Annotated in this window: 24 protein-coding genes and 1 tRNA gene; 18 read left to right on the top strand and 7 right to left on the bottom strand. The window is 60.6% G+C overall.

The features are described from left to right. Positions 1 to 26: 26 nt before the first annotated feature. Positions 27 to 293, bottom strand: coding sequence for an HU family DNA-binding protein (locus SIC17_RS02865; protein ID WP_291893492.1), 267 nt, complete (start codon positions 291 to 293; stop codon positions 27 to 29). A 240-nt stretch (positions 294 to 533) separates the two neighbouring features. Between SIC17_RS02865 and SIC17_RS02860 the strand changes: the two genes are divergently transcribed. The 4 genes from SIC17_RS02860 (at position 534) to SIC17_RS02845 (ending at position 3,605) form a co-directional block, all read left to right on the top strand. Beyond that, the gene (locus SIC17_RS02860; protein ID WP_291893490.1) at positions 534 to 701 is read left to right on the top strand and encodes a hypothetical protein; all 168 of its coding nucleotides are present in this window, start codon (positions 534 to 536) and stop codon (positions 699 to 701) included. A 52-nt stretch (positions 702 to 753) separates the two neighbouring features. Further along, entirely contained in the window at positions 754 to 1,113 is a 360-nt protein-coding gene (locus SIC17_RS02855; protein ID WP_412546337.1) for a two-component system response regulator, read from the top strand. Between the two features lie 15 nt (positions 1,114 to 1,128). After that, positions 1,129 to 2,493, top strand: a complete 1,365-nt coding sequence (locus SIC17_RS02850; protein WP_412546336.1) for an ATP-binding protein — start codon at positions 1,129 to 1,131, stop codon at positions 2,491 to 2,493. A gap of 65 nt (positions 2,494 to 2,558) precedes the next feature. Beyond that, positions 2,559 to 3,605, top strand: a complete 1,047-nt coding sequence (locus tag SIC17_RS02845; protein ID WP_412546335.1) for an NAD(P)-dependent alcohol dehydrogenase — start codon at positions 2,559 to 2,561, stop codon at positions 3,603 to 3,605. A 40-nt stretch (positions 3,606 to 3,645) separates the two neighbouring features. On the opposite strand, the gene SIC17_RS02840 is transcribed toward SIC17_RS02845, so the two are convergent. Continuing rightward, positions 3,646 to 4,641: an NADP-dependent oxidoreductase gene (locus SIC17_RS02840; protein ID WP_412546334.1), complete on the bottom strand. Its 996-nt coding sequence runs from the start codon at positions 4,639 to 4,641 to the stop codon at positions 3,646 to 3,648. Next, complete coding sequence (locus SIC17_RS02835) at positions 4,638 to 5,480, bottom strand: DUF3667 domain-containing protein (RefSeq protein WP_412546333.1); 843 nt, start codon at positions 5,478 to 5,480, stop codon at positions 4,638 to 4,640. Before SIC17_RS02835 ends, SIC17_RS02840 begins: the two co-directional genes overlap by 4 nt. A gap of 165 nt (positions 5,481 to 5,645) precedes the next feature. Here SIC17_RS02835 and SIC17_RS02830 point away from each other — a divergent pair, with 165 nt between their 5' ends. The 8 genes from SIC17_RS02830 (at position 5,646) to SIC17_RS02795 (ending at position 12,441) form a co-directional block, all read left to right on the top strand. Beyond that, positions 5,646 to 6,569, top strand: a complete 924-nt coding sequence (locus tag SIC17_RS02830; protein ID WP_291893477.1) for a Gfo/Idh/MocA family protein — start codon at positions 5,646 to 5,648, stop codon at positions 6,567 to 6,569. Positions 6,570 to 6,608: 39 nt separating this feature from the next. Then, positions 6,609 to 8,273, top strand: coding sequence for an NAD+ synthase (locus SIC17_RS02825; RefSeq protein WP_291893475.1), 1,665 nt, complete (start codon positions 6,609 to 6,611; stop codon positions 8,271 to 8,273). Positions 8,274 to 8,342: 69 nt separating this feature from the next. After that, a complete protein-coding gene (locus SIC17_RS02820; protein WP_291893473.1) occupies positions 8,343 to 8,777 on the top strand; it encodes a hypothetical protein in 435 nt (144 codons plus the stop codon). An 87-nt stretch (positions 8,778 to 8,864) separates the two neighbouring features. Beyond that, positions 8,865 to 9,314 (top strand): hypothetical protein, encoded by a 450-nt coding sequence (locus SIC17_RS02815; protein WP_291893471.1) that lies wholly within the window; start codon positions 8,865 to 8,867, stop codon positions 9,312 to 9,314. Between the two features lie 68 nt (positions 9,315 to 9,382). Further along, positions 9,383 to 10,726: a glutamate--tRNA ligase gene (gltX, locus tag SIC17_RS02810; RefSeq protein WP_412546332.1), complete on the top strand. Its 1,344-nt coding sequence runs from the start codon at positions 9,383 to 9,385 to the stop codon at positions 10,724 to 10,726. 239 nt (positions 10,727 to 10,965) lie between these two features. Beyond that, a complete protein-coding gene (locus SIC17_RS02805; RefSeq protein WP_291893468.1) occupies positions 10,966 to 11,838 on the top strand; it encodes an alpha/beta fold hydrolase in 873 nt (290 codons plus the stop codon). After that, positions 11,831 to 12,241, top strand: a complete 411-nt coding sequence (locus SIC17_RS02800; protein ID WP_291893466.1) for a hypothetical protein — start codon at positions 11,831 to 11,833, stop codon at positions 12,239 to 12,241. Before SIC17_RS02805 ends, SIC17_RS02800 begins: the two co-directional genes overlap by 8 nt. Next, positions 12,238 to 12,441: a helix-turn-helix transcriptional regulator gene (locus tag SIC17_RS02795; protein ID WP_291893464.1), complete on the top strand. Its 204-nt coding sequence runs from the start codon at positions 12,238 to 12,240 to the stop codon at positions 12,439 to 12,441. The genes SIC17_RS02800 and SIC17_RS02795 overlap by 4 nt, the downstream gene beginning before the upstream one ends. Here the strand turns inward: SIC17_RS02795 and SIC17_RS02790 are convergent. Further along, positions 12,438 to 13,004 (bottom strand): TIGR00730 family Rossman fold protein, encoded by a 567-nt coding sequence (locus SIC17_RS02790; protein WP_291893462.1) that lies wholly within the window; start codon positions 13,002 to 13,004, stop codon positions 12,438 to 12,440. The genes SIC17_RS02795 and SIC17_RS02790 overlap by 4 nt on opposite strands. A 136-nt stretch (positions 13,005 to 13,140) precedes the next feature. Here SIC17_RS02790 and SIC17_RS02785 point away from each other — a divergent pair, with 136 nt between their 5' ends. From SIC17_RS02785 to SIC17_RS02775, 3 genes are all read left to right on the top strand, one after another. After that, positions 13,141 to 14,163 carry a LysM peptidoglycan-binding domain-containing protein gene (locus SIC17_RS02785; RefSeq protein ID WP_291893460.1) on the top strand — a complete coding sequence of 341 codons (1,023 nt, stop codon included), beginning with the start codon at positions 13,141 to 13,143 and terminating at the stop codon, positions 14,161 to 14,163. A 49-nt stretch (positions 14,164 to 14,212) separates the two neighbouring features. Then, positions 14,213 to 16,078, top strand: coding sequence for an ABCB family ABC transporter ATP-binding protein/permease (locus SIC17_RS02780; protein ID WP_412546331.1), 1,866 nt, complete (start codon positions 14,213 to 14,215; stop codon positions 16,076 to 16,078). A gap of 176 nt (positions 16,079 to 16,254) precedes the next feature. Then, positions 16,255 to 17,895: a serine hydrolase domain-containing protein gene (locus SIC17_RS02775; protein WP_412546330.1), complete on the top strand. Its 1,641-nt coding sequence runs from the start codon at positions 16,255 to 16,257 to the stop codon at positions 17,893 to 17,895. 143 nt (positions 17,896 to 18,038) lie between these two features. Here SIC17_RS02775 and SIC17_RS02770 read toward each other — a convergent pair whose 3' ends face one another. Further along, the gene (locus SIC17_RS02770; protein WP_291893455.1) at positions 18,039 to 19,157 is read right to left on the bottom strand and encodes a serine hydrolase domain-containing protein; all 1,119 of its coding nucleotides are present in this window, start codon (positions 19,155 to 19,157) and stop codon (positions 18,039 to 18,041) included. A gap of 115 nt (positions 19,158 to 19,272) precedes the next feature. Next, positions 19,273 to 19,348 (bottom strand) — tRNA-Asn (locus SIC17_RS02765). Positions 19,349 to 19,717: 369 nt separating this feature from the next. Here SIC17_RS02765 and SIC17_RS02760 point away from each other — a divergent pair. From SIC17_RS02760 to SIC17_RS02750, 3 genes are read left to right on the top strand one after another with little or no spacing between them, the layout of a single operon-like run. Then, entirely contained in the window at positions 19,718 to 20,074 is a 357-nt protein-coding gene (locus SIC17_RS02760; protein ID WP_291893453.1) for a DUF962 domain-containing protein, read from the top strand. Between the two features lie 32 nt (positions 20,075 to 20,106). Next, positions 20,107 to 21,627, top strand: a complete 1,521-nt coding sequence (locus tag SIC17_RS02755; protein WP_412546329.1) for an FAD-binding domain-containing protein — start codon at positions 20,107 to 20,109, stop codon at positions 21,625 to 21,627. A 1-nt stretch (position 21,628) separates the two neighbouring features. Next, a complete protein-coding gene (locus tag SIC17_RS02750) occupies positions 21,629 to 21,781 on the top strand; it encodes a DUF2256 domain-containing protein (RefSeq protein ID WP_412546328.1) in 153 nt (50 codons plus the stop codon). On the opposite strand, the gene SIC17_RS02745 is transcribed toward SIC17_RS02750, so the two are convergent. Continuing rightward, entirely contained in the window at positions 21,778 to 23,292 is a 1,515-nt protein-coding gene (locus SIC17_RS02745) for a cryptochrome/photolyase family protein (RefSeq protein WP_291893447.1), read from the bottom strand. The two genes, SIC17_RS02750 and SIC17_RS02745, sit on opposite strands and share 4 nt — an antisense overlap. Positions 23,293 to 23,333: the final 41 nt, after the last annotated feature.

The following is a 23,333-nucleotide window of genomic DNA, read 5'->3' as shown; positions in this document are numbered from 1 at the left end:
GCGGGGTTTTTCTAACCCTGAGGGGATCAGATGTCTTTCAGGGCCGCTGCCGGGCGGAAAGCCGCCTGCGTGCGTGCCTTGGACATCATTTTCTCGCCGGTGCGCGGGTTGCGAACTTCGCGAGCTTCGCGGTGCTTCGCATGGAACGTACCGAAGCCAGCCAGCTGAACGCTGTCGTTTGCCTTTACAGAACCAACGATAGCTTCGATGGCAGCATCGACAGCTTCGCCAGCTTGAGCGCGGGACAGGCCGGTTTTGTCGGCAACGGCTTTAGCAAGATCAGACTTGTTCATAGGGTTCCCCCCAAATTGTCGTGGTTCAATCGGTACGGTCATCGTGCCCGATAGAGAGCCACTTGGTTCTAACACGCTTCATGAAGGCCAAGTTCGGAGGTGCTTTGCAAGCAATAACAGGCGAATCGGGCCGGATTTGCTGTAATTTTCCGGGAAAAACCCTGTTTTTTGGCCCTCGGCCCCGATTTTGCGGGTGTTTTACAGTATGTTTCACGCTGAGACGCCGTTGGAGAGCGCAACATGATTCGCCCGATTCGCATGCTGCCACTGGCTCTGATCGCCGCACTCATCGGTTATCTGCTGGCTGTGTATGCGGGAGCGGGGGACTTGTACGCGCCGGTCGCAGGGGCGATCGCGGGCGGCTGGACGCTGGGACGTCTTTGTCGTTCGCCACACCCTTCGAATTGAAATATTCCGCCAACGCGCCATACTTTGTTTTGAACCGACAGGTTGAGGGCAGATGGCAAAGATTCTCGTTGTGGATGATGACGCAGTGAATCGGGAATTGTTTCGGTGGGCGCTGCAGGACCAGCACGAGATTGACGAGCTGACGAGCGGGGTCGGTGCAGCCGACGCCATCCGGACTGGCGTTTACGATCTGGTCCTGCTCGATGTCATGATGCCCATTATTGGTGGTGAGGAGGTCGTGACCGATCTCGCCGCCACCCAGGCTGAGCTTCTCAACCGGGTCCTTGTGGTGACGGCGGCCATGAACCAGCCGCTTGTTGACCGCATGACCGAACAGGGGGTCGCCGGTGTCAAGCAGCGGCCCTACGATCCGGAAGAAATCGCGGAGTTGGTCAAGACCTATGTCGCCTGATGCTCGGAGGTATCCATGGCGGACATTGTAGAGCGTTCGAAAAACGGGCAAGCCAGGCAATCTGCTCACTTCAACAGGGAGCTGGACCGGCTTACGCGTTTTCGCCTGGAGGAGAACCCCGGCATTGACCGCTTGCTGGAGGAAGTGGTGCGAAGCCTCAGCACTTCAGTCGGGGCGGCGCGGGCCAGCATCTGGATTCTGGACAATCAACATGTCGAACTGGGCTGTCTGTGTCTTTATGATCAGAACACCAGCGAAATCAGCTCGGGCGCCACGTTGAAGGCCAGCGACTATCCTGCCTATTTCGAAGCTTTCCGCTGCTCGCGCGTGGTCAATGCTGATGACGCGGTCACTGATCCGAGGACCTGCGAGTTCGCCGTCGGCTATCTCGATGTGCTTGGCATCACCTCTATGCTGGACACCCAGATTTCCGATCGAAAAGGGCTGCGCGGCGTTGTGTGTTGCGAACATGTCGGGCTGGCGCGGGAATGGAGCGAGGAAGAATGCGCCTTTGTTGCATCCCTGGGCGATTTTGTCGGTCTGTCGATGGAGTTGTTTGAGCGCGAGAAGATTGCCCGAGCGCTTGAGCGCTCCAATGAGCGCCTGGTGGAAGCTCTTGCTGAAGCAGAACGTGCGAAAGCGGAGGCAGAGGCTGCCAACCGGCTCAAGACCCAATTCCTGGCCAATACCTCCCATGAACTCCGGACGCCCCTGAACGGGATTCTGGGCGGGATTTCCATCCTGCAACATGACCACAGTCCCGAAGCGCTGGAGCGCTGGCTTGGGGTGATAGACAGCTCCGGTCGGTGGTTGCTGAACACGGTGGCGACAATGCTCGACCTCGCTTCGCTCGAGGATGGATCGATCACGCTGAAGGTCGAACGCTTCAACCTGCTGGATGCGGTGCGTGAGGGCGCGCAACTGGGACTGCCGCCTGCCGCGGACGTGCCGGTGCCGAGTGTCGGTGTCGAAACACTGCCGGTCAGCCATCTCGAACTAAAGACCGATCGCAGCAAGCTTTTGCAGATCATCGCCAATTTCGTTTCCAACGCGCACAAATTCGCGCCGCAGCGCGTGATGCGTATTGACCTTTCTCCCTCGCCGGAGCGTGAAGATGCAGTGCGAATATCCGTCATAGACAATGGCAAGGGTGTACCCGAAGGCGACCAGGCGGAGATCTTCGAGCGCTTTCGCCAGGGTGATGGCTCCCCGACGCGGCGCTTTGGCGGAAGCGGGTTGGGCCTGTCCGTGTGCAAGGCGTTTGCCCGTCTTCTGGGAGGCGATGTGGGAGTCTTCAATACGCCGCAGGGCGGGGCCCAGTTCTGGGTCGATATTCCGCTGGAAATCGACACGCCCGTGGGTACGCGATCTGATCTGTAGGCGCGAGCTTGTTCCCCGCTGCGATCGACCCAGATAAGCTGTGCACGCAACGAGAGGGGAATATCATGTCAGACGTCGCAGCCTACGCCGCGCAGTCCGCCGACGCGGACCTTGCAAAAACCCACATCCATCGCCACGCGCCGGCAGCCAATGAAGTCGCGATCGACATCGAGTTTTGCGGTGTCTGTCATTCCGACCTGCACACGGCGCGCGATGACTGGGGTGGCACGAAATACCCCTGTGTGCCCGGTCATGAAATCGTAGGGCGTGTTGTTGCTGTGGGCGAACGCGTCAGCAAGTTCCAGCCCGGACAGCGCGTTGGCGTCGGCTGCATGGTCGATAGCTGTCAGTCCTGTTCCTCCTGCGATGCGGGGCTGGAGCAATACTGTGAGACCGGCATGACGGGCACCTATAACGGCTCCCTGCCGGGGGGCGGTTACACGTTCGGTGGTTATTCCAAACACATCGTTGTGCGCGAGGAATTTGTTCTCTCCATCTCCGACAAGCTGGATCCGGCCGCCGCAGCACCACTACTGTGTGCCGGGATCACCACCTGGTCACCGCTGCGCCACTGGGGGGTGAAGGCCGGTGACAAGGTGGGCGTTGTCGGCCTGGGCGGGCTGGGCCACATGGCTGTCAAACTGGCCGCCGCCATGGGGGCAGAGGTGACGCTGTTCACCACTTCGCCGGGAAAGGCCGAGGACGCCAGGACGCTGGGCGCCAGCCGCGTGGTGATCTCGAAGGATCGCGAGCAGATGAAAGCGGTGAGGGGAGAGCTGGACTTCATTCTCAACACGGTCGCCGCGCCGCACAAGCTGGATCCCTATCTGATGGCCCTCAACCTGGATGGTGTGATGGTCATGGTCGGCCTGCCTGATGAAGCCCACCCCGCACCGGGCATGGGCCCGCTGATCATGAAACGCCGCTCGCTGGCCGGTTCGCTGATCGGGGGCATCCGGGAGACCCAGGAAATGCTCGATTTCTGTGCCGAACACGGCATTCATTCCGATATCGAGATGATCCGCATGGACGAGATCAACACGGCCTATGAGCGCATGCTCAAGAGCGATGTGAAATACCGTTTTGTGATTGATCTGGCGACGCTGGACTAGGAAGAAGCCCCGGCGTCGATCCGACGCCGGGACTTGAAGTCTAGATTTTCACCAGCATCTTGCCTTTGTTGGCGCCGGAGAAGAGGCCGGTGAAGGCTTCCGGTGCCTTTTCGATACCGTCCATGATGGTTTCAGCCGGATTGATCTTGCCGGCCATCATCCATTCGGTGAGGTCTTTGACGAACTCGCCCTGCATGTCCATGTGATCAGAGACAATGAAGCCGCGGATATTAAGCGACTTGCCGACGATATAGGTCAGATTGTCCGTGATGGAGGCAGGCTCGGCGTCATTGTAACGCTGGATCATGCCGCAGGCGGCCATGCGACCATGCTGTTTGAGCACTTCCAGAGCAGCTGTGAAATGGGTGCCCCCGACATTCTCGAAATAGGCATCCACACCTGCCGGAGCGACTTCGCGGAGCGAGGCGGCGAGATTGTCGGTCGCCGAGTAATCGATTGCGTGGTCCGCGCCGATGGATTTGAGATAGTCCACCTTTTCCTGGCCGCGCGCCGTGGCGATCACGGTGGCACCCATCGCTTTGGAAAACTGAATGCCGGCAGAACCGACAGCGCCCGCACCCGCGGACATCCACAGCGTTTCACCCGGCTTCAGGTCGATCATGCGCTTGAGGCCGACATAGGCCGTCATGCCTGTTAGCCCCGCGATGCCCAGATAGGCCTGGGGCGGCAGGATGGAAGTGTCGATCTTCATCAACCCCTTGCCCGGCTTGGTATAGCCCTCGCGCCAACCAAACATGGACATGACGTGATCGCCGGGCTTGAGGCCGTCGAAATTCGAGGCTGTGACTTCGCCGACCGCGCCGCCTTCCATGACCGCACCGATCTGGAAGGGCTCGATATAGGTTTTGATCCCGCTCATGCGCCCGCGCATGTACGGATCGACAGAGATGTAGAGATTCTTGACCTGGACCTCACCTTCGCCGGGCTCTGCGAGCTCGGTTTCCGCGACCGAGTAATTCTCCGGTTTTGGTTCGCCTTTCAGATAGGCATTGAGATGGATTTCACGGGTTTTCATTGACCAACTCCATTTGTGAATTCAGTGAGAAGCAATTCATCGATCCGCAGGCCGAACTCGTATTGGAGGAGGGCTGCGGTGAGGAAGTACTGCAAGAGGATTGTTATGGTTATTGTGATTGGGAAGACTGCGAGCAGGCCGGCTATGCGCAGCGCAACGCCCGTCGCTGTGCGGGCATAGAACCTGGCTATGACGCGCGCTGCCAGCACGAAATACAAGATCATGCCGAGCAGTGTCGACAGGGCAAAGAGCACCATGCGCAGGTCCTCGTGGGGCACCAGCGGGTAGAGCGGAAGAAACACCAGCAGGATAACGAAACTGCCATTCACCGGGACCAGATACAGAAGCACATGCCCCCACCAGCTCAGCGATCTGCGGTAGAGCTTGAGCAAGACCAGGTAGGGCAGCGAACTGACGATCGTGATCGGCCATAACATCACCGCCGACCAGTCAGCGAGCGCCGGATCGATATCAGCAGCGGTGAGGTCTGTGCGGTGTCCCGTCTGAAGCCAGGCAGTGACTGAGGAAGGGTCTACGTAGACCGTCAGGGACTCAAGCGAGCTTTCCAGCGGCACACCGAACAGGGCGGCGATGGCGAACTGGAAGCTGAACAGCGCAACAAAGACGCGGACGGGCGATAGATAAGCCTGGTAATCGGCTTCCAGCGCCGCCCGGGCAATTGCATTGGGTTGGGTGAATGAGTGCCAAAGCGTCCGGAAAATCCGGCCATCCACTTCGAATGCAGCTACGGAGATCGAGTCAAGCGCATCCTGGGAACCTGCGGCGCGGCTCTTGTTTGTGGTTTGGTTTGCTTGCGAGCCAGGCTCAGATTCGGCCATGTCTGTTCTCCCCGCGAACAACTTATCCGCCGATCCTCGACACGCAAGGGAGCAATATCCGCATCCAGCAATTCTGAGAAACAAGAGGTGATGCGCGTTAATCTTGATTGATCCACAGGGGGCTTTATTCACCCTGCAGAGAGTTTTGTCCGAGTGGAAGACGTCATGGAAATCAAAAGTCTGAAGGCAGGGGTTGTTGGCGCCGGGGTGTTCGGAGGCTTTCACGCCTCCAAATATGCCGCCCATGACCGGACCGAGCTGGTGGGCGTTTTTGATCCCGACGTGAACAAGGCGCGCGCGCTGGCGGACAAACACGGTGCCAAGCCGTTCGACACGCTCGAACACCTGCTGGCGGAGGTTGATGTGGTCACCGTGGCCAGCCCGGCCGTCCACCATTTTGCCGCTGCGGCTGCAGCGCTGGCCTTTGGGAAGCATGTCCTGGTTGAAAAGCCGGTTGCATCCTCTGTCGAGGAAGCGCGCGAGCTGATCAATCTTGCCTCTTCGCACGGGTGTGTGTTGCAGGTTGGTCACCAGGAACGGTTTGTCTTCCATGCCATGGGGTTGCTGGAAGTTCCCGAAGTCCCCACGCGTATCGTCGCGCGCCGCATGGGGCCACCCTCCGACCGTAATCTAGATGTGTCGGTCACTCTGGACCTGATGGTTCATGACCTGGACCTGGTCATCGCCCTGGCCGGGGCGCCGATCAAATCTGTCGTTGGCAAGGTCGATGAAGGTCGTTTCGGCTCACCGGACATCGCCGAGGCCGTCATCACATTCGACAATGGCTGCGTCGCCGAGCTGATCTCCAGCCGCATCCACCACGAGCGAGACCGGAAGATGCAGGTCGCGTATGAAAACGGGTCTCTCAACATCGATTTCATAGCCAAGACCTTCGAGAACACGACCTCCTACGCGCTCAATGCGAACTTCGCGGAAACCGAGACCGCGAAGGATTCACTGGGCGCGAATGTCAATGCATTCATCGCCTCCGTGCTCGAGGGCGCTCCGGTCGCCGTTCCGGGTATTGCGGGCCTGAGGGCGCTCGATGCAGCACGCGCCATTGATGGCGAGCGCGAATACGGGTCCTGACCTCTTGCGCCCGGCCTCCCGCGGGTCTAAGTCGCGGGCATGGCTGATCGTTTGAAGATTGTCTCTGCCCAGCTGAACCCGGTCGTCGGGGATATCGCTGGCAATCTGGCCAAGGCCCGTGCGGCCCATGCCGAGTCGCGGGCGCGCCAGGCGGACCTGGTCGTCTTCCCTGAAATGTTCCTGATGGGTTACCCACCCGAGGATCTCGTCCTGAAGCCGGCTGCGGTGAAAGCCTGCGCCGATGCCATGGAGGAACTGGCGCGGGAGACCCGCGACGGCCCGGCCGTGCTGATCGGCCTGCCGTGGAAACAGGGCAGCAAGCTGCACAATGCGGTAGCCCTGCTGGACGACGGGCATCTGCATGCCCTGCGCTTCAAACATGAATTGCCCAATTACGCTGTATTCGACGAGAAGCGTGTCTTTGATGCGGGGCCGATCCCGAAAATTGTCAAGTGGCGCGGTCTCCGCATCGGCCTGCCGATTTGTGAGGATATCTGGCTGGAGACCGTACCGGACGCGCTGATCGAGCAGGGCGCCGACTTTTTCATCTCCATCAACGGATCCCCCTGGCGTCGCTCAATCGAGACCGAGCGCTGGGACGCGTTCTCGCGCTGGTATGATCGCTGGCAGGGCGAGAAGGGTCTGATCTTCGTCAACCAGGTCGGTGGCCAGGACGAGCTTGTCTTTGACGGCGCCAGTTTCGTGCGCGACAGCAAGGGCGAGGAAATCCAGCGCCTGCCCGCGTTCGAGGAATGCCTCGACACGTTCGACTGGATCCGCACCGGCAATGGCTGGGCCGCTGCTGGCGCCCGCCGCGAACCGGCCGTTTCCGGTCTGGAAGCGGACTGGAAGGCCATGGTCAAGGCGCTTGCCGACTATGTCGACAAGAACCGTTTTCCGGGCGTCGTCCTGGGCATGTCGGGCGGAGTGGATAGTGCCATCAGCTGCGCTATCGCTGCTGACGCGCTGGGGGCGGACCGGGTGTGGGCGGTGATGATGCCGTCGAAATACACATCCAAGGAGAGCCTGGAGGACGCCAAGGCCTGCGCCGAGCGTCTGGGCGTGCGTTATGACATCATCGATGTCGAACCGACGATCGAAAGTTTCAACACCGTACTGGCACCTTCCTTCCAGGGCACCGAGCCCAACGAGACCGAGGAAAACCTGCAATCGCGCTCACGCGGGGTCATCCTGATGGCGCTGTCGAACAAGTTCGGTCCGATGGTCCTGTCGACCGGCAACAAGTCGGAGATGGCGGTCGGATACGCGACGCTCTATGGCGACATGAATGGCGGCTATAACGCCCTGAAGGATGTCTACAAGACGGAAGTCTTTGCCCTGTGCCGCTGGCGCAATGCCTGCGAGACCTCTCCGGGCTTGGGCCCTGTCGGCGAGGTCATTCCCGAACGGATCATCACCAAACCGCCCAGCGCCGAGCTACGTGAAGACCAGACCGACCAGGACAGCCTGCCGGAATATGATGTTCTGGACGCCATCCTCTTTGCCCTGATCGAGGAGGAGCGTGGTGCGGACGAACTGATTGCTGAGGGCCATGACGCCGAAACGGTCCGCCGGGTGGAGAACCTGCTTTATCGCGCAGAGTACAAGCGCCGACAGGCGCCGCCGGGGGTGAAGATCGGTCACAAGAATTTCGGCCGTGACCGCCGTTACCCGATCACCAATCGTTTCCGGGCCAGTACCTGATCCCCCAAATCGGGGATGGGTGAAATGTGCTCGGCATGTTCTCCTGACGCACGAGTCAAAGGAGGGGACATGTTCCATACCGTTATCCGACCAGTCTTGGCGTGGGCGGGGGCCTGCCTGGTCGCCACCCTGTTACTGATCAGCGTCATGTATACCCTCTCGATCATCGGAGAGGGGGTGTCGTCGGACGAAGCGCTCACAGTCTTGATGGGTTTGCCTGTCGCCGTGATCATATCCGGTGTTGTCGCGGCCTTCATTCTGGCGGTGCCGAGTTTTGTAATCGTCATGCTGTTGCGCCTTCTGCGTCTGCCCCGCGGCTGGGGAGATGGTATTGCCGGAGCTGCGCTAGGCGCCTTTTTAGTGCACAACGCCCAAGCCAATGTGTCCGAAGGTTACCTGTCGCAATGGCAAGCCTATGCAGTGTTTGCGACGATCGGCCTGCTGGCCGGCCTGAGCTATTGGTCCCTTGCCGGCCGCCCGGACGTCCCGGTCAAACCCATCTGAACCAACGATGCGTCACCCCGCCACATCGTCAAATCCCGCGAATTTAGTAATTTCTGTCATGACAGAAATTACTAAATGGAGGCTGTCATGACGCGTGCCCTGGTTGTCACCACCGAGCCGGGAGACGATCTGGAACTCGAAAAGTTTTTCCGCGCGCTCGCCGCCTGGTTTGGTGCCTGTTACGCGGCCGGTCTGGCGATCATCATCCCGATCGGAGTGATGGCGATCAATGCGAATACCGGCTGGCAGGAGGTGTTGAGTTTTCTCGGCGGCATGTTCCTCTATGCCCTGTTCATCGGTTTCTTCGTCGCGCTTTATACGGTTCTGGTCTGGCCCGTCCTGGTCTGGATCGCAAAGCTGGTAGGCGTGAAGCGCGGATTTGCCGACCTGGTGCTCGGAGCGCTGATGGGCGGTGGACTGATCAGCGTCATCATGCAGCCCTTGCAGAATGGCGGGGAAGGCCTGTTCTTCCTCTTCGCTGCCGCTGGCGCTGTGGGAGGGCTCACTTACTGGTGGCTCGCGGGGAAGCCCAACTAACCCCGCCGCTTGCCCTTCAGGCGCTTGCGGAGTAATCCACGGCCTCTTGATTTCACAGGCCTGATCCCATGACCAAAGTCCGTTTTGCTCCCAGCCCGACCGGCAAGCTTCATGTCGGCAATGTCCGCACTGCGCTGTTCAACTATCTGTTCGCGCGCAAGGCCGGTGGCACATTTGTGCTGCGGATCGATGATACGGACCTGGAACGCTCCACCCAGGAGTATGAGGACGGTATCCGTACCGATCTGACTTGGCTGGGCATGACGTGGGACGAGACGTTCAAGCAGTCCGAGCGGTTTGACCGCTACAACGCTGCTGCTGAGGACCTCAAGGCCAAGGGCCTGCTCTATGCCTGTTACGAGACCGGTGAAGAGCTGGACCGCAAGCGTCGTCTGCAAATGGCCAATGGCCGTCCGCCGGTCTATGACCGCGCTGCGCTGAAACTGACCGACGCTGAAAAGGCCGCGCTGGAAGCGGAAGGCCGCAAGCCGCACTGGCGTTTCAAACTGTCCGGCAATCCGGTCAGCTGGACAGATCTGGTGCGCGGTGACGTGACCATCGAGACCTCTTCCCTGTCCGACCCGATCCTGATCCGTGAGGATGGCAGCTATCTCTACACCCTGCCGTCGGTCTGCGATGATATCGACGCTGAAATCACGCACATCATCCGCGGCGAGGACCACACCACCAATTCCGGCGCCCAGATCGAGATCTTCGAGGCACTGGGTGGCAAGGCGCCGAGCTTTGGTCACCAGGCCCTGCTAGTGGGCGCTGATGGTGGCAAGCTGTCCAAGCGCCTCGGTTCGCTTTCCATGCAGGACCTGCGTGAGGAAGAGGGTTTCGAGGCCATGGCCGTCAACTCGCTGCTGGGGCGTATCGGGACCTCCGATCCGGTCGAGCCCTTCATGGCCCTGGAGGACCTGCTCGACGGTTTCTCGCTGGACCGGTTGACCCGTTCACCGGCGCGCTTTGATCCGGAAGAGCTGGCCCGTCTCAATGCCAAGATCCTGCACGAGACCGGCTATGCCGTGGTTCAGGAGCGTCTGGCGGATATGGGGGCAGATGCTGGCGAGGCCGTCTGGGCCGCCGTGCGTCCGAACCTGGAACGCCTTCGCGATGCCAAGGACTGGGCAGCGCTGGTCAACGGCCCGGTCACCCCGGTGATCGAGGGCGAGGATGCCGATTTCATCGCTGCTGCTGCTGACGCTTTGCCGGCCGGCGAGCTGACGGAAGCCAGCTGGGGTGAATGGACAGGCGCACTCAAGGAAGCAACCGGTCGCAAGGGCAAGGGCCTGTTCATGCCGCTGCGCCACGCACTGACCGGCCAGCCGCGGGGCCCGGAAATGGCGGTCCTGCTGCCGCTGATCGGCCGCGACAAGGTGCTCGCCCGTCTCAAGGGCGAAGCGGCCTAAATCTCCGTAATTCAATCATATTATTGAACCTGCTCGCGGCCTGTCCAGGTCGCGAGAGGTCGACATATTGACTCGTATAAATGACAATGTGTCAGGTTGTGTTGACATTTGTGCCGTCAAGTGTCAGGTTTGCATTACATTAAGTCATGGAGTGCAGACATGTGCAAAAAAGAAGGTATGAGTTTCGGCGTTGTCATCGCCGTTTTCATTGCGATTTTCGTAGCGACGGGAGTGATCGGATGAGCCTGCCGTTTTATCTGGCCGCCGGCGTTGCGGCCTGTGCCCTGGTTTTCTCGCCCGAGGCAGAAGCCCAGACTCATTTCACCGCAGAGCGTGCCGGCGACAGCCACGCTCAGGACGTGATGTTCATTCCGGGCCTGGCCTCGCCGGGTGAGGTCTGGACCGAAACGGTGGACGCCCTTGGCAGCGAGATCGACGCCCATGTGATCACCGCAGCCGGTTTCGGGGATCTCGCTCCGTCGGGCGAGGGGGCCTTCATCGCCCCTCTGGTCGAGGACCTGGCCGCCTATGTGGACTCCCATCAGATCGAGGGGCTGACCCTGGTCGGGCATTCCATGGGCGCGCAGATCGCCCTGCAGCTCGCGGCTGTTCGTCCACAGGCCGTGGACCAGGTCATCGTCGTTGATAGCGCGCCATTCTATGCGCGCCTGTTCAATCCGGCGATCACGCCGGAGCAGGCGGCAGGATTTGGCCAGGGCATGGCAGCCCAGATGGCTTCCATGTCACGCGATCAATACCTGTCGATGAGCCGCCAGGGCCTGATGATCCAGTCGATCACCGAGGACGGCCAGGCCCGCGTGATGTCCTACATGGAGCGCGCTGACCAGTCCGCGGTGGCTCGCGCCATGGGTGAGGTGGCCGGCACGGATTTCTCGCCTGTGCTTGGCGATGTCGATGCAGAGATTGATGTGCTTGTGGCCTGGGCGCCGGGGGCGCCGGTGACACAGGACCAGCTGCGCGGCATCTATGAGGGTCAGTACGCGACTGCGCGCGATGCCGAGGTGCACATGATCACCGACTCACGGCACTTCATAATGTTCGACCAGCCCGAGCGTTTCGTGGAGTTTCTGCGTGGCGAGCTCGATGACTAGTTCTGGGGAGATGATGATGCAGCCTCATGTGAAGCGCTATTTTATCCAGTTCGGCGGCTCGATGGTGGGCTATATGCTGATCCTGTTCGGCTCGGTCTATATTCTGCGTTCCGGTGATTACGGACCTGTTGTCACTGGCATTCTAGCCGTGTCGCCGGTGGTGCCGGCCCTGTTCGGGCTCTATGCGGTACTGACTTTCTACCGAGCGATCGATGAGTTCCAGAAACGTGTCATTGCGGAGGCGATGCTGATCGCCTCCCTGTTGGTGGGTTTCGGGACTTTCGCCTGGGGATTCCTGGAGGCCTCGCTGGACCTGCCGGCCATTCCGACAATCTGGATATTCCCAGCGCTCATAGGAACTTACGGCCTGATGGCCTGTGTCCTGAAGTGGCGTTACTCATGAGGAATCGCTTGCGAGTTCTTCGTGCAGAGCGCCGCTGGAGCCAGGCCGAGCTGGGAGAACGTGTCGGCGTCTCCCGCCAGGCCATCAACGCGGTGGAAACGTCCAAACACGATCCATCACTGACCCTGGCCTTTGCCCTGGCCGAGGCTTTCGATCTCAAGATCGAGGATGTTTTTGATCCGAAAGGGGAGCCGGACTAGGCGTCCTGCTCCTCCTGCATATTGTCGAGCAGGAAGTCGATGGCCTTTGCCGGGTCGGCTTCCAGCACCATGTGGTCGGCAATCGTCTGCGGCGAGAATCCCTCGGTGACCGTATGGTTGATCAGCTCGATCAGGGGCTGCCAGAACCCGTCAATGTCCAGGAAGGCGATCGGCTTGTCGTGCAGGCCGAGTTGCTGGCGCGAGACGACATCGAAGACTTCCTCCAGCGTACCGGTTCCGCCAGGCATGATCAGGTAGGCATCCGATTCGGCGATCAGCTGGCTCTTGCGCTCGGACATGGTTTCCACGATGCGCACTTCGACACCGTCAAGATGACCTTCACGGGCGATGAGAAATCCTGGGATAATGCCCAGCACGTCACCACCCAGCGCTGCTGCGCTGGAAGCGGATACCCCCATCAGGCCTACATCACCGCCACCATAGACCAGCCTGGCCCCGGCCTTGGCGATGGCCTGGCCTACAGCCTCCGCGGCGATTTCGTAACTGGCTCGCTCGCCAAGTCGTGAACCGCAAAAGACACCAATCGACCTTACTTTTGCCATCTAAGCACCGTCCATGTTTGCATTCTTCTGAGGGGATGGTATTCGCCGATAGACGTCGGCGCGAGGCTTGCATCGGAAAAATTCCGATCCGATTGCAGTTCCCGCGTATTCCGACGGAAAAATTAGGAGGCCGAACATGACCGCCACGCGGTCGTTCATTATCGCCGCAGTCTTGGCAGTGCTGGCAGTCGTGTCTGCGCTGGCTTTCATCATGTATCGCCCCTCCGCCGATGATGCCGAGGATCGCGCTCCTGTATCCGAAGACGTCTCCGGAGACACCGCCGAGGTTGTGTCCGAAGTTGAGACAGGTCTGCCGCTGGCGCCGCCGGTATTCGACATTGTGCGTGTCGATCCGAGAGGTTCTGCCGTCATGGCGGGGCGTGGTGAGCCGGGCGCTATCATCCAGGTCCTTGCCGATGACGCGCCGATCAGCTTCCAGCATGATGGTCGTCGGACCACTGAGATGCCGGTCAATGAGCGCGGCGAATGGGTCATCATCGTGGATGAACCCCTGCCATCCGGTGCTATCCAGCTGGGTCTCCTCATGCGGACGACCAATGGCCAGGAACTGCGATCCGAACAGGTTGTCGTCGTCTCAATTCCGGAAGTTCCGGGCCCGACCCCGCTGGTCATTGTCGGCCGTCCGGGTGAAGCCAGTCGTGTCTGGCAATGCCCGTCCTGCGCCGATGCCGATATGGGTGCCCTGGTGCTGGAAACCATCGATTATGACGAGACCGGAGCGGTGATCTTCTCCGGTCGTGCGGAAACCGGCACGTCAGTGCGCATCTTCGCCAATGGCGCTATGGTGGGCGAGGGCGAAGTCGGCAGTGACGGTCGCTGGACGCTGCAGGCCGGAGCCTTGCTGGCACCGGGCATTTATGATCTCCAGATCGACCAGGTCACGCCGGAAGGCCTTGTCTCCGCTGTCATCGCACTGCCCTTCGAGCGTGTCGCGCCGGAAGATATCAATCTCGGTCCGGACAGTGTTGTCGTCCAGCCGGGCAATTCCCTCTGGCGCCTGGCGCGTCGTCTCTATGGCGAAGGTGTCCAGTACACCGTCATCTACGAAGCCAATCGTGACCAGATCCGCGACCCCAACCTGATCTATCCTGGCCAGGTGTTTACCGCGCCTGATACGGAAGACGGCCAGGGCGGCTGAACACCGCCCCCCTAGCGCTGGACGCCATCCCGCCCTATCTCTGGGCGCGATGAAACCTTCTGTTCCTGATAGTGAAGACGAGACCAAGGCTGCCCCGACGGGCAGTCTGGGCATGGCGATGGCGCGGCTGTTCGGGCTGCTGGCCTCGCCGGAGATGAAAAAATGGCGTCTGCGCATGGTGATTGCCCTGGCGCTGACCGTGGTGGCGAAACTGTTCGCAGTAGCGGCGCCGGTCTATTTCGGTGACGGCATCAACCTGATCACCGAGCGCGGAGAGGGTGTCAGCGTCGCAGATGCGAGCTCGCTGTTTGTTATCGCCTTCCTGGTCTATGCCGGAGCGCGTTTCCTGTCGGTGGGCATGCCGCAGCTGCGCGATGCCATGTTCGCTCCAGTCAGCCAGGATGCGCAGCGCCTGACCCAGGTGCGCACCTTTGGACATGTGCAGCGGCTGTCACTGTCCTATCACCAGACGAAGCGCACCGGCGCGCTGAACCGGATCATTGATCGCGGGGCGCGTGCGGTTGATTTCCTGATGCGCTTCCTGGTCTTCAATATCGCGCCCACCCTGTTCGAGCTGGTATTGGCTGCGGGCGTGCTGAGCCTCAATTACGGCTGGGAGTTTGCTGCCATCGCGGTGGCGACGGTGGTGATCTATATGGGCCTGACCTGGACGGTGACCGAGTGGCGCGTGAAGATCCGCCGCAAGATGAATGACGCCGACAACGAGGCCAATGCTCGCGCGGTCGACAGCCTGATCAATTTCGAGACTGTGAAGGCCTTCGCCGCCGAGCGTCGCGAGACCGACCTATACGACAATGCGCTGCAGCGCTATGCCGGAGCCGCGGTGCGTTCGCAGTCCTCGCTGGCGCTTCTCAATGGCGCCCAGGCCTTCATCATGAATGCCGGCCTGCTGGCCATGGCGCTAACGGCAGGCTGGAAGGCCTGGAATGGCGTGTTGCAGCCTGGCGATGTGGCGGCGGTGACGCTGATCCTGATGAATATCTACCAGCCGCTGAACATTCTGGGCTGGGCCTATCGCGAGATCAAACAGGGTGCAGTCGACATGGAGCGCCTGTTCGACACGCTGGCGATCAAACCCGATGTTGATGACAAGCCTGACGCGTCAGACCTGGCGCTGAAAGGCGGCGCGGTGCGGTTTGATGCGGTCAGCTTCGCCCATGAGGGTCGTGAGCGCTCGGTAGACCAGGTCAGCCTGGATGTGCCCCCGGGCAGTTTTGTCGGCCTGTGCGGGCCCTCAGGCGCCGGCAAGTCGACGATGCTGAAACTGCTGTTCCGTTTCTACGATCCGGCCGGTGGTGCGGTCTCGATTGACGGCCAGGATCTGCGCGATGTCAGCCAGGAGAGCCTGCGTTCGGCGCTGGGCCTGGTTCCCCAGGACGTCGTCCTGTTCAACGACACGCTGCGCGCCAATGTGCTCTACGGCCGTCCGGAAGCCAGCGAGGACGAAATCTGGGAAGCGATCGAACGCGCCCAGCTGGGTGATTTTGTGCGCGATCTGCAAGACGGGCTCGACACCAAGGTCGGCGAACGCGGGCTGAAACTCTCCGGCGGTGAGAAACAGCGGGTAGGCGTCGCCAGGGCCATTCTCAAGGAGCCGGCGGTGCTGGTCCTGGATGAAGCGACATCAGCGCTCGACAGCCAGACGGAAAAAGAGGTTCAGGCTGCCCTGACCGAAGCCGCTCGTGGCCGCACAACCATCGCTGTCGCCCATCGCCTTTCCACCATCGCCAATGCAGACCGCATCGTGGTCATGAAGGATGGCGGCATTGCCGAGACGGGCACGCATAACGCGTTGTTGGAGCTCGGTGGCATTTATGCCGAAATGTGGGCGCGCCAGAGCGAGGCGGGTGAAGTGTCCGATCCCTCCTCCAGCCTCCAACAGTCCGCGCAATAGGCATTTCGGCCTCCCGCTTGCTTTGATTTTCTCGGCCCAAAACCCTTGTGCATCAACATTTTGGGCTATATTTGACGCAGGAGTGCAGTTTTCGCGTCTCACCGGGCAGACGCTTTTGCAGTTGAAGCGGGGAAATCGTGGGAAACTGGATCAATTTGCGGTGTATCATCGCAAGCGTGGCCGTTTGGCTTGTACCGGGAAACAGCGCAGCTCAAGCTGCGCCAGCACTCCAGGACGATGCCGTCCAGGCCATAAGCAGGCTAGTCGAGGAAATGGTCGAGCCCGGCCAGCCTGGCGCCGGTGTCGGCATTGTGCTGGGTGGTGATGTCGTCTTCAGCCATTACGCAGGCTTGGCCAATCTCGATACGCCGACACCGATCGACGCAAGCACGCGCTTTAATATTGCGTCGGTCGCCAAGCAATACACGGCGCTGATGGTGCTGGAGCTCGCGCAATCCGGTCGCGTAGACCTGTCGCAGGACTTCAGGACCTATCTACCCGGTGTGATGGAGGGGATTGATCCGCCAATCTCGGTGGGTCAGTTGATCAATCACACCAGCGGAATTCGTGACGTCTATGACCTCTACTTCATTACCAATGCCACCTGGTATGAAACCGATTTCGACAATCGCACAGCGCTGACATTACTCAACCGTCAGGTCGCGCTCAATTTTGAGCCGGGCACGGATTATCGGTACAGCAATTCCAATTATATCCTGCTGGCCGAACTTGTCTCTGCGGTTGTCGATGAACCGTTTCACGTCTACGCAACCCGCTTCCTCTCCGAGCGCGGACTGGGGGATTCCAGTATTCGGCGGCGTTATGGCGTTGTCATTCCGCGGCTGGCGCGAGCCTATGGCAATTATGGCTCCGGCTGGCTGGAGGATGCGGATATCGCCAATACCCAAGGCGACGGCTTCATGTATGCCTCGCTACCGGATCTGCTGCGCTGGGAAACCCAGATCTGGGGTGCAGACAGAAGCCTGCCTGATGACCTGATCGAGATGAGCCAGCGCCCGATCGAGGGATTGTCCAACCCGGCCTATGGTTACGGATTGGAGTTTGGTTTTTACCGCGGCGCCCGGACCGTCTTCCATGAGGGGGCAACGGGCAGTTACAATACCCATGTCTTGCGGTTTCCCGATTTTCAGGCGTCGATCGTGGTTGTAAGCAATAATCGCAATATCAGCGCGGTCGCGCTGGCCGTGCGCACAGCCAATCTTGCCTTTGACAATGTCTTCACCGATGCAGCGACCTATCCCGCTGGTCCTGACGTGATCAGCGATATCGGCTCCCTAGATGGCTTTCTCGGACTGTACGAACTGGACAGCGGGACATTTGTCCGGCTGGTTTCACGCGATGGAGATCTGTTCCGGGAAATCGAATGGCGCGAGCCGGTCAGGTTGATCCCCGAAGCTGACAATCTTTATCACTACGAGACAAATCCGAATCTCCGGCTCACGCTGACACAGTCTGCCGAGGGGCGGCGAGGGTTCGCGCTCTATGCGCCCAGCCAGAGCCCGCAATTCGCACAGCAAGTCCCGCCAACTCCCGATGAAGAGACCTATCCCGCCAGCATCGAAGGACGTTATTTCAATGCCGAAACGGAAACGGAGATCATTCTTCAACACACGGCGGACGGTGAGTATGTCATGGTCAAGAATGATCGACCCAGAACGCTGCAGCTTGTGGGACGCGATTACCTGACCTGGAATGACTATAGAATCCGGGTGGTGCGGGATGGGCGCGGCCTGTCAACCGGCCTCACCGTCGACCGAAATCGCGTCCGCAACCTCGATTTTCCACGACAGGACTAGGTGCTCGGAGATCGCCTATCGTCCAGCCGCTCTTGCACGCTGGCACAGGTTGCAAGGGCAAAGGACTGGACGGTCAGGGCAATTAGGCGAATGGAGGGCATGATGACCCGGTTTGCCTACGTTGAAGCCTGCCAGCGCGCGCGTCAGTTCGCTCCGGCGTGAAGGTGTTGGGCGATTTCCACGCTCAGACCTGCCAGCTCGCCGTAATCCACGCCATTATTGGAGATCACGATGACGATTTCCTGCGATTGCGGCAACAGGGTGAGCATCGAAACATGGCCGGCAATGCGTCCGTTATAGGTGCGGACCGCGATCATCTCGCTGTCATCGAGTGTCGGAACCTCGGTCAGGATCCAGGTCATGGGCTGGTCTGGGTCGAGCATGACAGCCTGGCTCTCCTGGCTGAGGAAATCACCTCGCATCATGGCCTGCCCCCAGGCCAGTAGGTCGGTGGCTGTTGCATGCAGGCTGCCCGTAGCTCGGAAGACCGCCGGGTTTTCTATCTCGACCTGGAAATAGCCACCGTCTTCGTCGGGCATGTAGTTGCCTGCCAGGCGAAGCCTCTCGTCCTGTTGGTAAATCTGGCCGGTGGCCGTGAGGCCTGCAGGTTCAAGCAACTGGCTGATCAATTGCTGCTCATAGGGCTGGTCGCCGACCCGGTCGAGGATCAGGCCGAGCAGATAGAAATTGGCGTTCGAGTAATAATACTCCGTGCCGGGTTCAAAGCGCAGCGGCATGCTGGCGAGCGTGTCCAGCAGGTGCTCGCGGGTATAAGGCAGTTTCCCGCCCGGCTCGAACCAGCCCGGCAGGTCGATATAGTGCGGCAGGCCGCTGCGGTTCTGCAGCATCTGGCGCACCGTGACAGTGTTGGCCCAGGGCGCCACGAACTCCGGCAGGACAGAGGCCAAGCTCGCATCAAGCTCCAGTCGCCCCGCCTCGACCGCTTGCAGGGTGAGCACGGTTGTGAAGGTCTTGGTCAGCGAGGCGACAACAAAGGATGTGTCGGCATCGACAGGGATATTCGCCTCGCGGTTGGCCAAACCGAACGAGGTTTCGAAAATCTGCTCATTCTCCCGCACGACCAGGACATTGCCGCTGAACCGCGTCCGCTCCGCCCAGCTGTCAACGATGGGCGCAAAGGCACTGGTTTGCGAATCGGCTCGTACCGCTTCTCCTGTTTCCCCAGGCGCCTCAGTGGACTGGCCACAGGCCACCAGGGCCAGGCAGGAGAGGGGAAGGGCAACAAGCGTGGAAAGTTTCATGGAGATCTCGCAGTTTGGTCCTGGGGCGCGGCGCAAGGCGCACTGATTGCCCGCGCTGATGTAATCACTGTCAGCGGCGTGTCTGGCGTCTTGTTCTGGAAACCTCGCTTGAGAATGGCTCCCCCGGACGGGCTCGAACCGCCGACCCGGTGATTAACAGTCACCTGCTCTACCAACTGAGCTACAGGGGAATACCGTTCTCACAAGCGAGACCGGGCTTTTATCAGAGCGTTGGGCAAAAGCGCAAGCACCCAAAAGCGGTAATCGCACCCGTTTGCTGCAAAAAAAATCGGGAGCCACGGAGGCTCCCGAAAAGGCATTGGGTGGATGGTGGGGTGTCTTCACGGGAAGACGGGTAAAACATCGGGCCGAATCTCTTAATGGAGGGTTAATTCAATGGGTAGAATTGGGGAATTGGTTTATTGTCCTTGATGAATCCCTAATGGAATCATCAAAATACAGCGGACTCTGAAGAGTCGGTATTTACCACCACCCGGCGCTTTATTGACCGCGAATCACTATGCCATACTGATCCGAACGGCGAATCGGGGAGGTTTGAAATGAGAGAATACAATACATTCGGCGAGTTCTGGCCCTTTTACCTGCGTGAACACTCCGACCCGGCGACTCGCGCCTGGCATTATGTCGGTTCGACTCTGGCGATCGCGGTCCTGCTGGGGGCGCTGATCAGCCAGACCTGGTTATTGCTGCTGGCTGTTCCGGTTTCGGGTTATTTCTTCGCCTGGGTCAGCCATGCCTTTGTCGAGCACAACAAGCCGGCGACCTTTACCTATCCGCTGTGGTCGCTGATCGCGGACTACAAGATGTTCGGCATGTTCCTGATGGGCAAGCTCGGACCGGAGCTCGAGCGGGCTGGTGTTACCGCCAAGTCCTCTGCTGCTGAAGCGGAAGGCTAGATCCTGATCCCGGGCGCGCTAACTCATGCAGTATGGCGAGCTCTGGTCCTGTTCAAATTCTCTGGTTCAAGCGCGACCTGCGGGTCAGCGATCACCTCGCCCTGCGCGAGGCGTCTGCGGCTGGGCCTGTCCTGCCGCTTTATATCGTCGAGCCGGAATTCTGGCGCCAGGAAGATGTCTCTGGTCGTCAGTATGATTTCCTCCAGCAATGCCTCGAGGGGCTGAATGCGGATTTGCAGGCGCTGGGCAGCCTGCTCTGTATTCGCGTCGGTGATGCCGTCGATATCCTCGCAGATCTCACTCGCCAGTTTCCCGACTGCACGCTGTGGTCTCACGAGGAAACCGGCAATGCCTGGACCTATCGACGCGATCTCGCCGTGGCGCAGGCCTTGCGTAATTTGTCGGTCGAGTGGAACGAGCTGAGCCAGGGCGGCGTAATCCGGCGGCTGCCGTCGCGCGATGGCTGGGCCGGCAACTGGCAACGCCATGTCGCTGCGCCGGTCGCCGACCGTCCGGTCCTGCAGCCAGCGCCGGATGTCCGGCATGACAGGGTGCCTGAGCCGCAAGAGCTGGGTTTGCAGCCCGAGCGGGCCGGGCAGGCCGGAGGTCGCCATGCCGCCGAGCGCGTGCTTGAAGGTTTCCTGCTTGAACGCGGTGAGTTCTACCGTTCGGCCATGTCGAGTCCGCTGGACGGTGCAGCAGCGTGTTCACGGCTTTCACCCTATCTGGCCCTTGGGGTGATGAGCGTCCGCGAGGTTTACCACCGTCTGCAAGATCGCCGAGCGGATGTCCCCGCTGGCGCGGTGGGACGCCATTGGCGCGGCTCGTTGCAGAGTTTCCGGTCCCGGCTGCAATGGCGCGACCATTTCATGCAGAAGCTGGAAGACCAGCCCTCGATCGAATTTGACAACCTGCACCCGGGGCTTTCAGGACTCGAGCGCGACGCGGTCGATGAAGCGCGCATGGCGGCCTGGCGCGAGGGGCAGACCGGTATTCCCTTTGTCGACGCCTGTATGCGTTCGCTCAACCGCACGGGCTGGCTGAATTTTCGCATGCGGGCCATGCTCGTTTCCTTCGCCAGTTATCATCTCTGGCAGCCTTGGCAGTCGTCGGGACAGCACTTGGCGCGCATGTTCCTGGACTATGAGCCTGGCATTCACTGGTCCCAGATCCAGATGCAGTCCGGTACGACGGGGATCAACACGATCCGCATCTATAACCCGGTCAAACAGGGACGTGACCAGGACCCAGACGGTGTCTTCATCCGGCAATGGTGCCCGGAGCTGGCCGATATACCTGACGGTTTCCTGCATGAGCCCTGGAAGTGGTCCACGCGCGCTGCTGCAGCCCCGGGCGCTTATCCTGCGCCGATTGTCGATGTCGCTGCGGCGGCACGGGCCGCGCGTGAGCGGATCCACGCGGCACGCAAGGCGCCGGGCTTTCGCGATGAGGCGGCCAGCATCGTACGCAAGCACGCCAGCCGGTCCGGCCGCCGACGTTCGCCGGCACGATCCGGCGGCAAACCGTCCAATCAACTGACGCTGGGGCTTTGAGATGGCCCGTCATTCCGCCCGTCATTCCGCCCGCCAACCCAAGCCAACCAAGACCTGCGCGGTCTGCCAGCGGCCTTTCGAGTGGCGCAAGAAATGGGAAAAGGTCTGGGACGAGGTGAAATACTGCTCGGAGCGCTGTCGCCGCGCGCGCTAGAGCGAGGCGAGAAACGCCTCGGCACTGCGGCGCAAGGCGGACTGGCGGTCAGCGTCCATGCGGTCCCAGTTGCGATAGACGGGCCCAAGCCGCGGATTGCCGCGCAGTGTCGCGTCGTGACGCGCGAGGAAGTCCCAGTAGAGCGCATTGAAGGGGCACGCCGTCGGCCCGGTTTTCTGTTTCACATCGTATTTGCAGCCAGAGCAGTAATCCGACATGCGATCGATATAGGCACCGCTGGCCGCATAGGGTTTCGAGCCCAACAGCCCGCCATCGGCAAACTGGCTCATGCCGATCACATTGGGCGCCTCCACCCACTCATAGGCATCGGTGTAGACGGCCAGGTACCACTCGTGCACTTGGAAGGGGTCGACGTCCGCCAGCATCGCGAACAGGCCGGTCACCATCAGCCGCTGGATGTGATGCGCGTAACCCAGTTCCAGGGTCTGTCCGATGGCCTTGGACAGGCAGGTCATATCCGTCTCGCCCGTCCAGTAGAAGTCGGGCAGGGGGCGGCGGGCATCCAGCGCGTTGCGGCGAACATAATCCGGGCCTTCGCGCCAATAGATCCCGCGCACATACTCTCGCCAGCCGAGGATCTGGCGGATGAAGCCTTCGACGGCATTGAGCGGGGCACGACCGTCGCGATACTCGCGCTCTGCTCGCTGGCACAGATCGAGCGGATCGAGCAGGCCGGCATTGAGCGCTGTCGACAGGTTGGAGTGATAGAGCAGGGGCTCTGCGGCCAGCATGGCGTCCTGGTAATCCCCGAAACCCGGCAGGGCGTGTTGCATGAAATGATCACGCGATTGTTCGGCCTCGGCGCGGGTGACCGGCAAATCGAACCTGTCGAGGCTGCCGGGATGCTCCGCGAACTGGTCTGCGACGAGGTCGAGCACCTCCTGCGTCACCGCATCCACGGGTGTTGCATGGCGCGGTGGCATGAACAGGCTGGCTTCGGCGGGCTTGCGATTGTCCTTGTCGAAATTCCACTGACCGCCGGCAGGCTTGTCACCATCCATGAGCAGGCCTGTGCGCTTGCGCATCTCGCGATAGAAATACTCCATGCGCAGCTGTTTGCGGCCCTCCGCCCAGCGCGCGAAGTCGTCATGGGAGGCAAGGAAGCGCCCGTCCTCCGCGACAAGCACCGGCAGGCCCAGCGTGTCGGCCCAGGTGCGCATCTCCTGGTGCAGGCGCCATTCCCCCGCCTCGGTCACCAGAACACGCTTGTAGGCACCGTCCTGCAGGGTGCGGGCAACGGCCTCGCGAAGGCTCGCTAGACCAGCGTCCAGCGTGAAATAGGTGACGTTCCAGCCCGCGGCGCGCAGCGCGTCGCGGAAATGGCGCATGGCAGAAAACGTGAAGGCCAGCTTGCGTTTGTGGTGGCGAACATAGGACGCCTCATCCGTCACCTCGGCCATGACGATGTGGGCCGTCTCGGGGCTGGCCTGTGACAGGCTGGAGATCTGGGGCGTCAGCTGATCACCCAGAATGAGAACGAGATCGGTCATGCCTGCCCTTTTCGCTGTACCTGCATGATCTACGTCTGGTG

Origin of the sequence: Maricaulis sp. MIT060901, from assembly GCF_047123815.1 — a bacterium.
GTDB lineage: Bacteria > Pseudomonadota > Alphaproteobacteria > Caulobacterales > Maricaulaceae > Maricaulis.
Note: the sequence above shows the minus strand (reverse complement) of the source record. Positions and strands in the feature narration are given on the sequence as shown.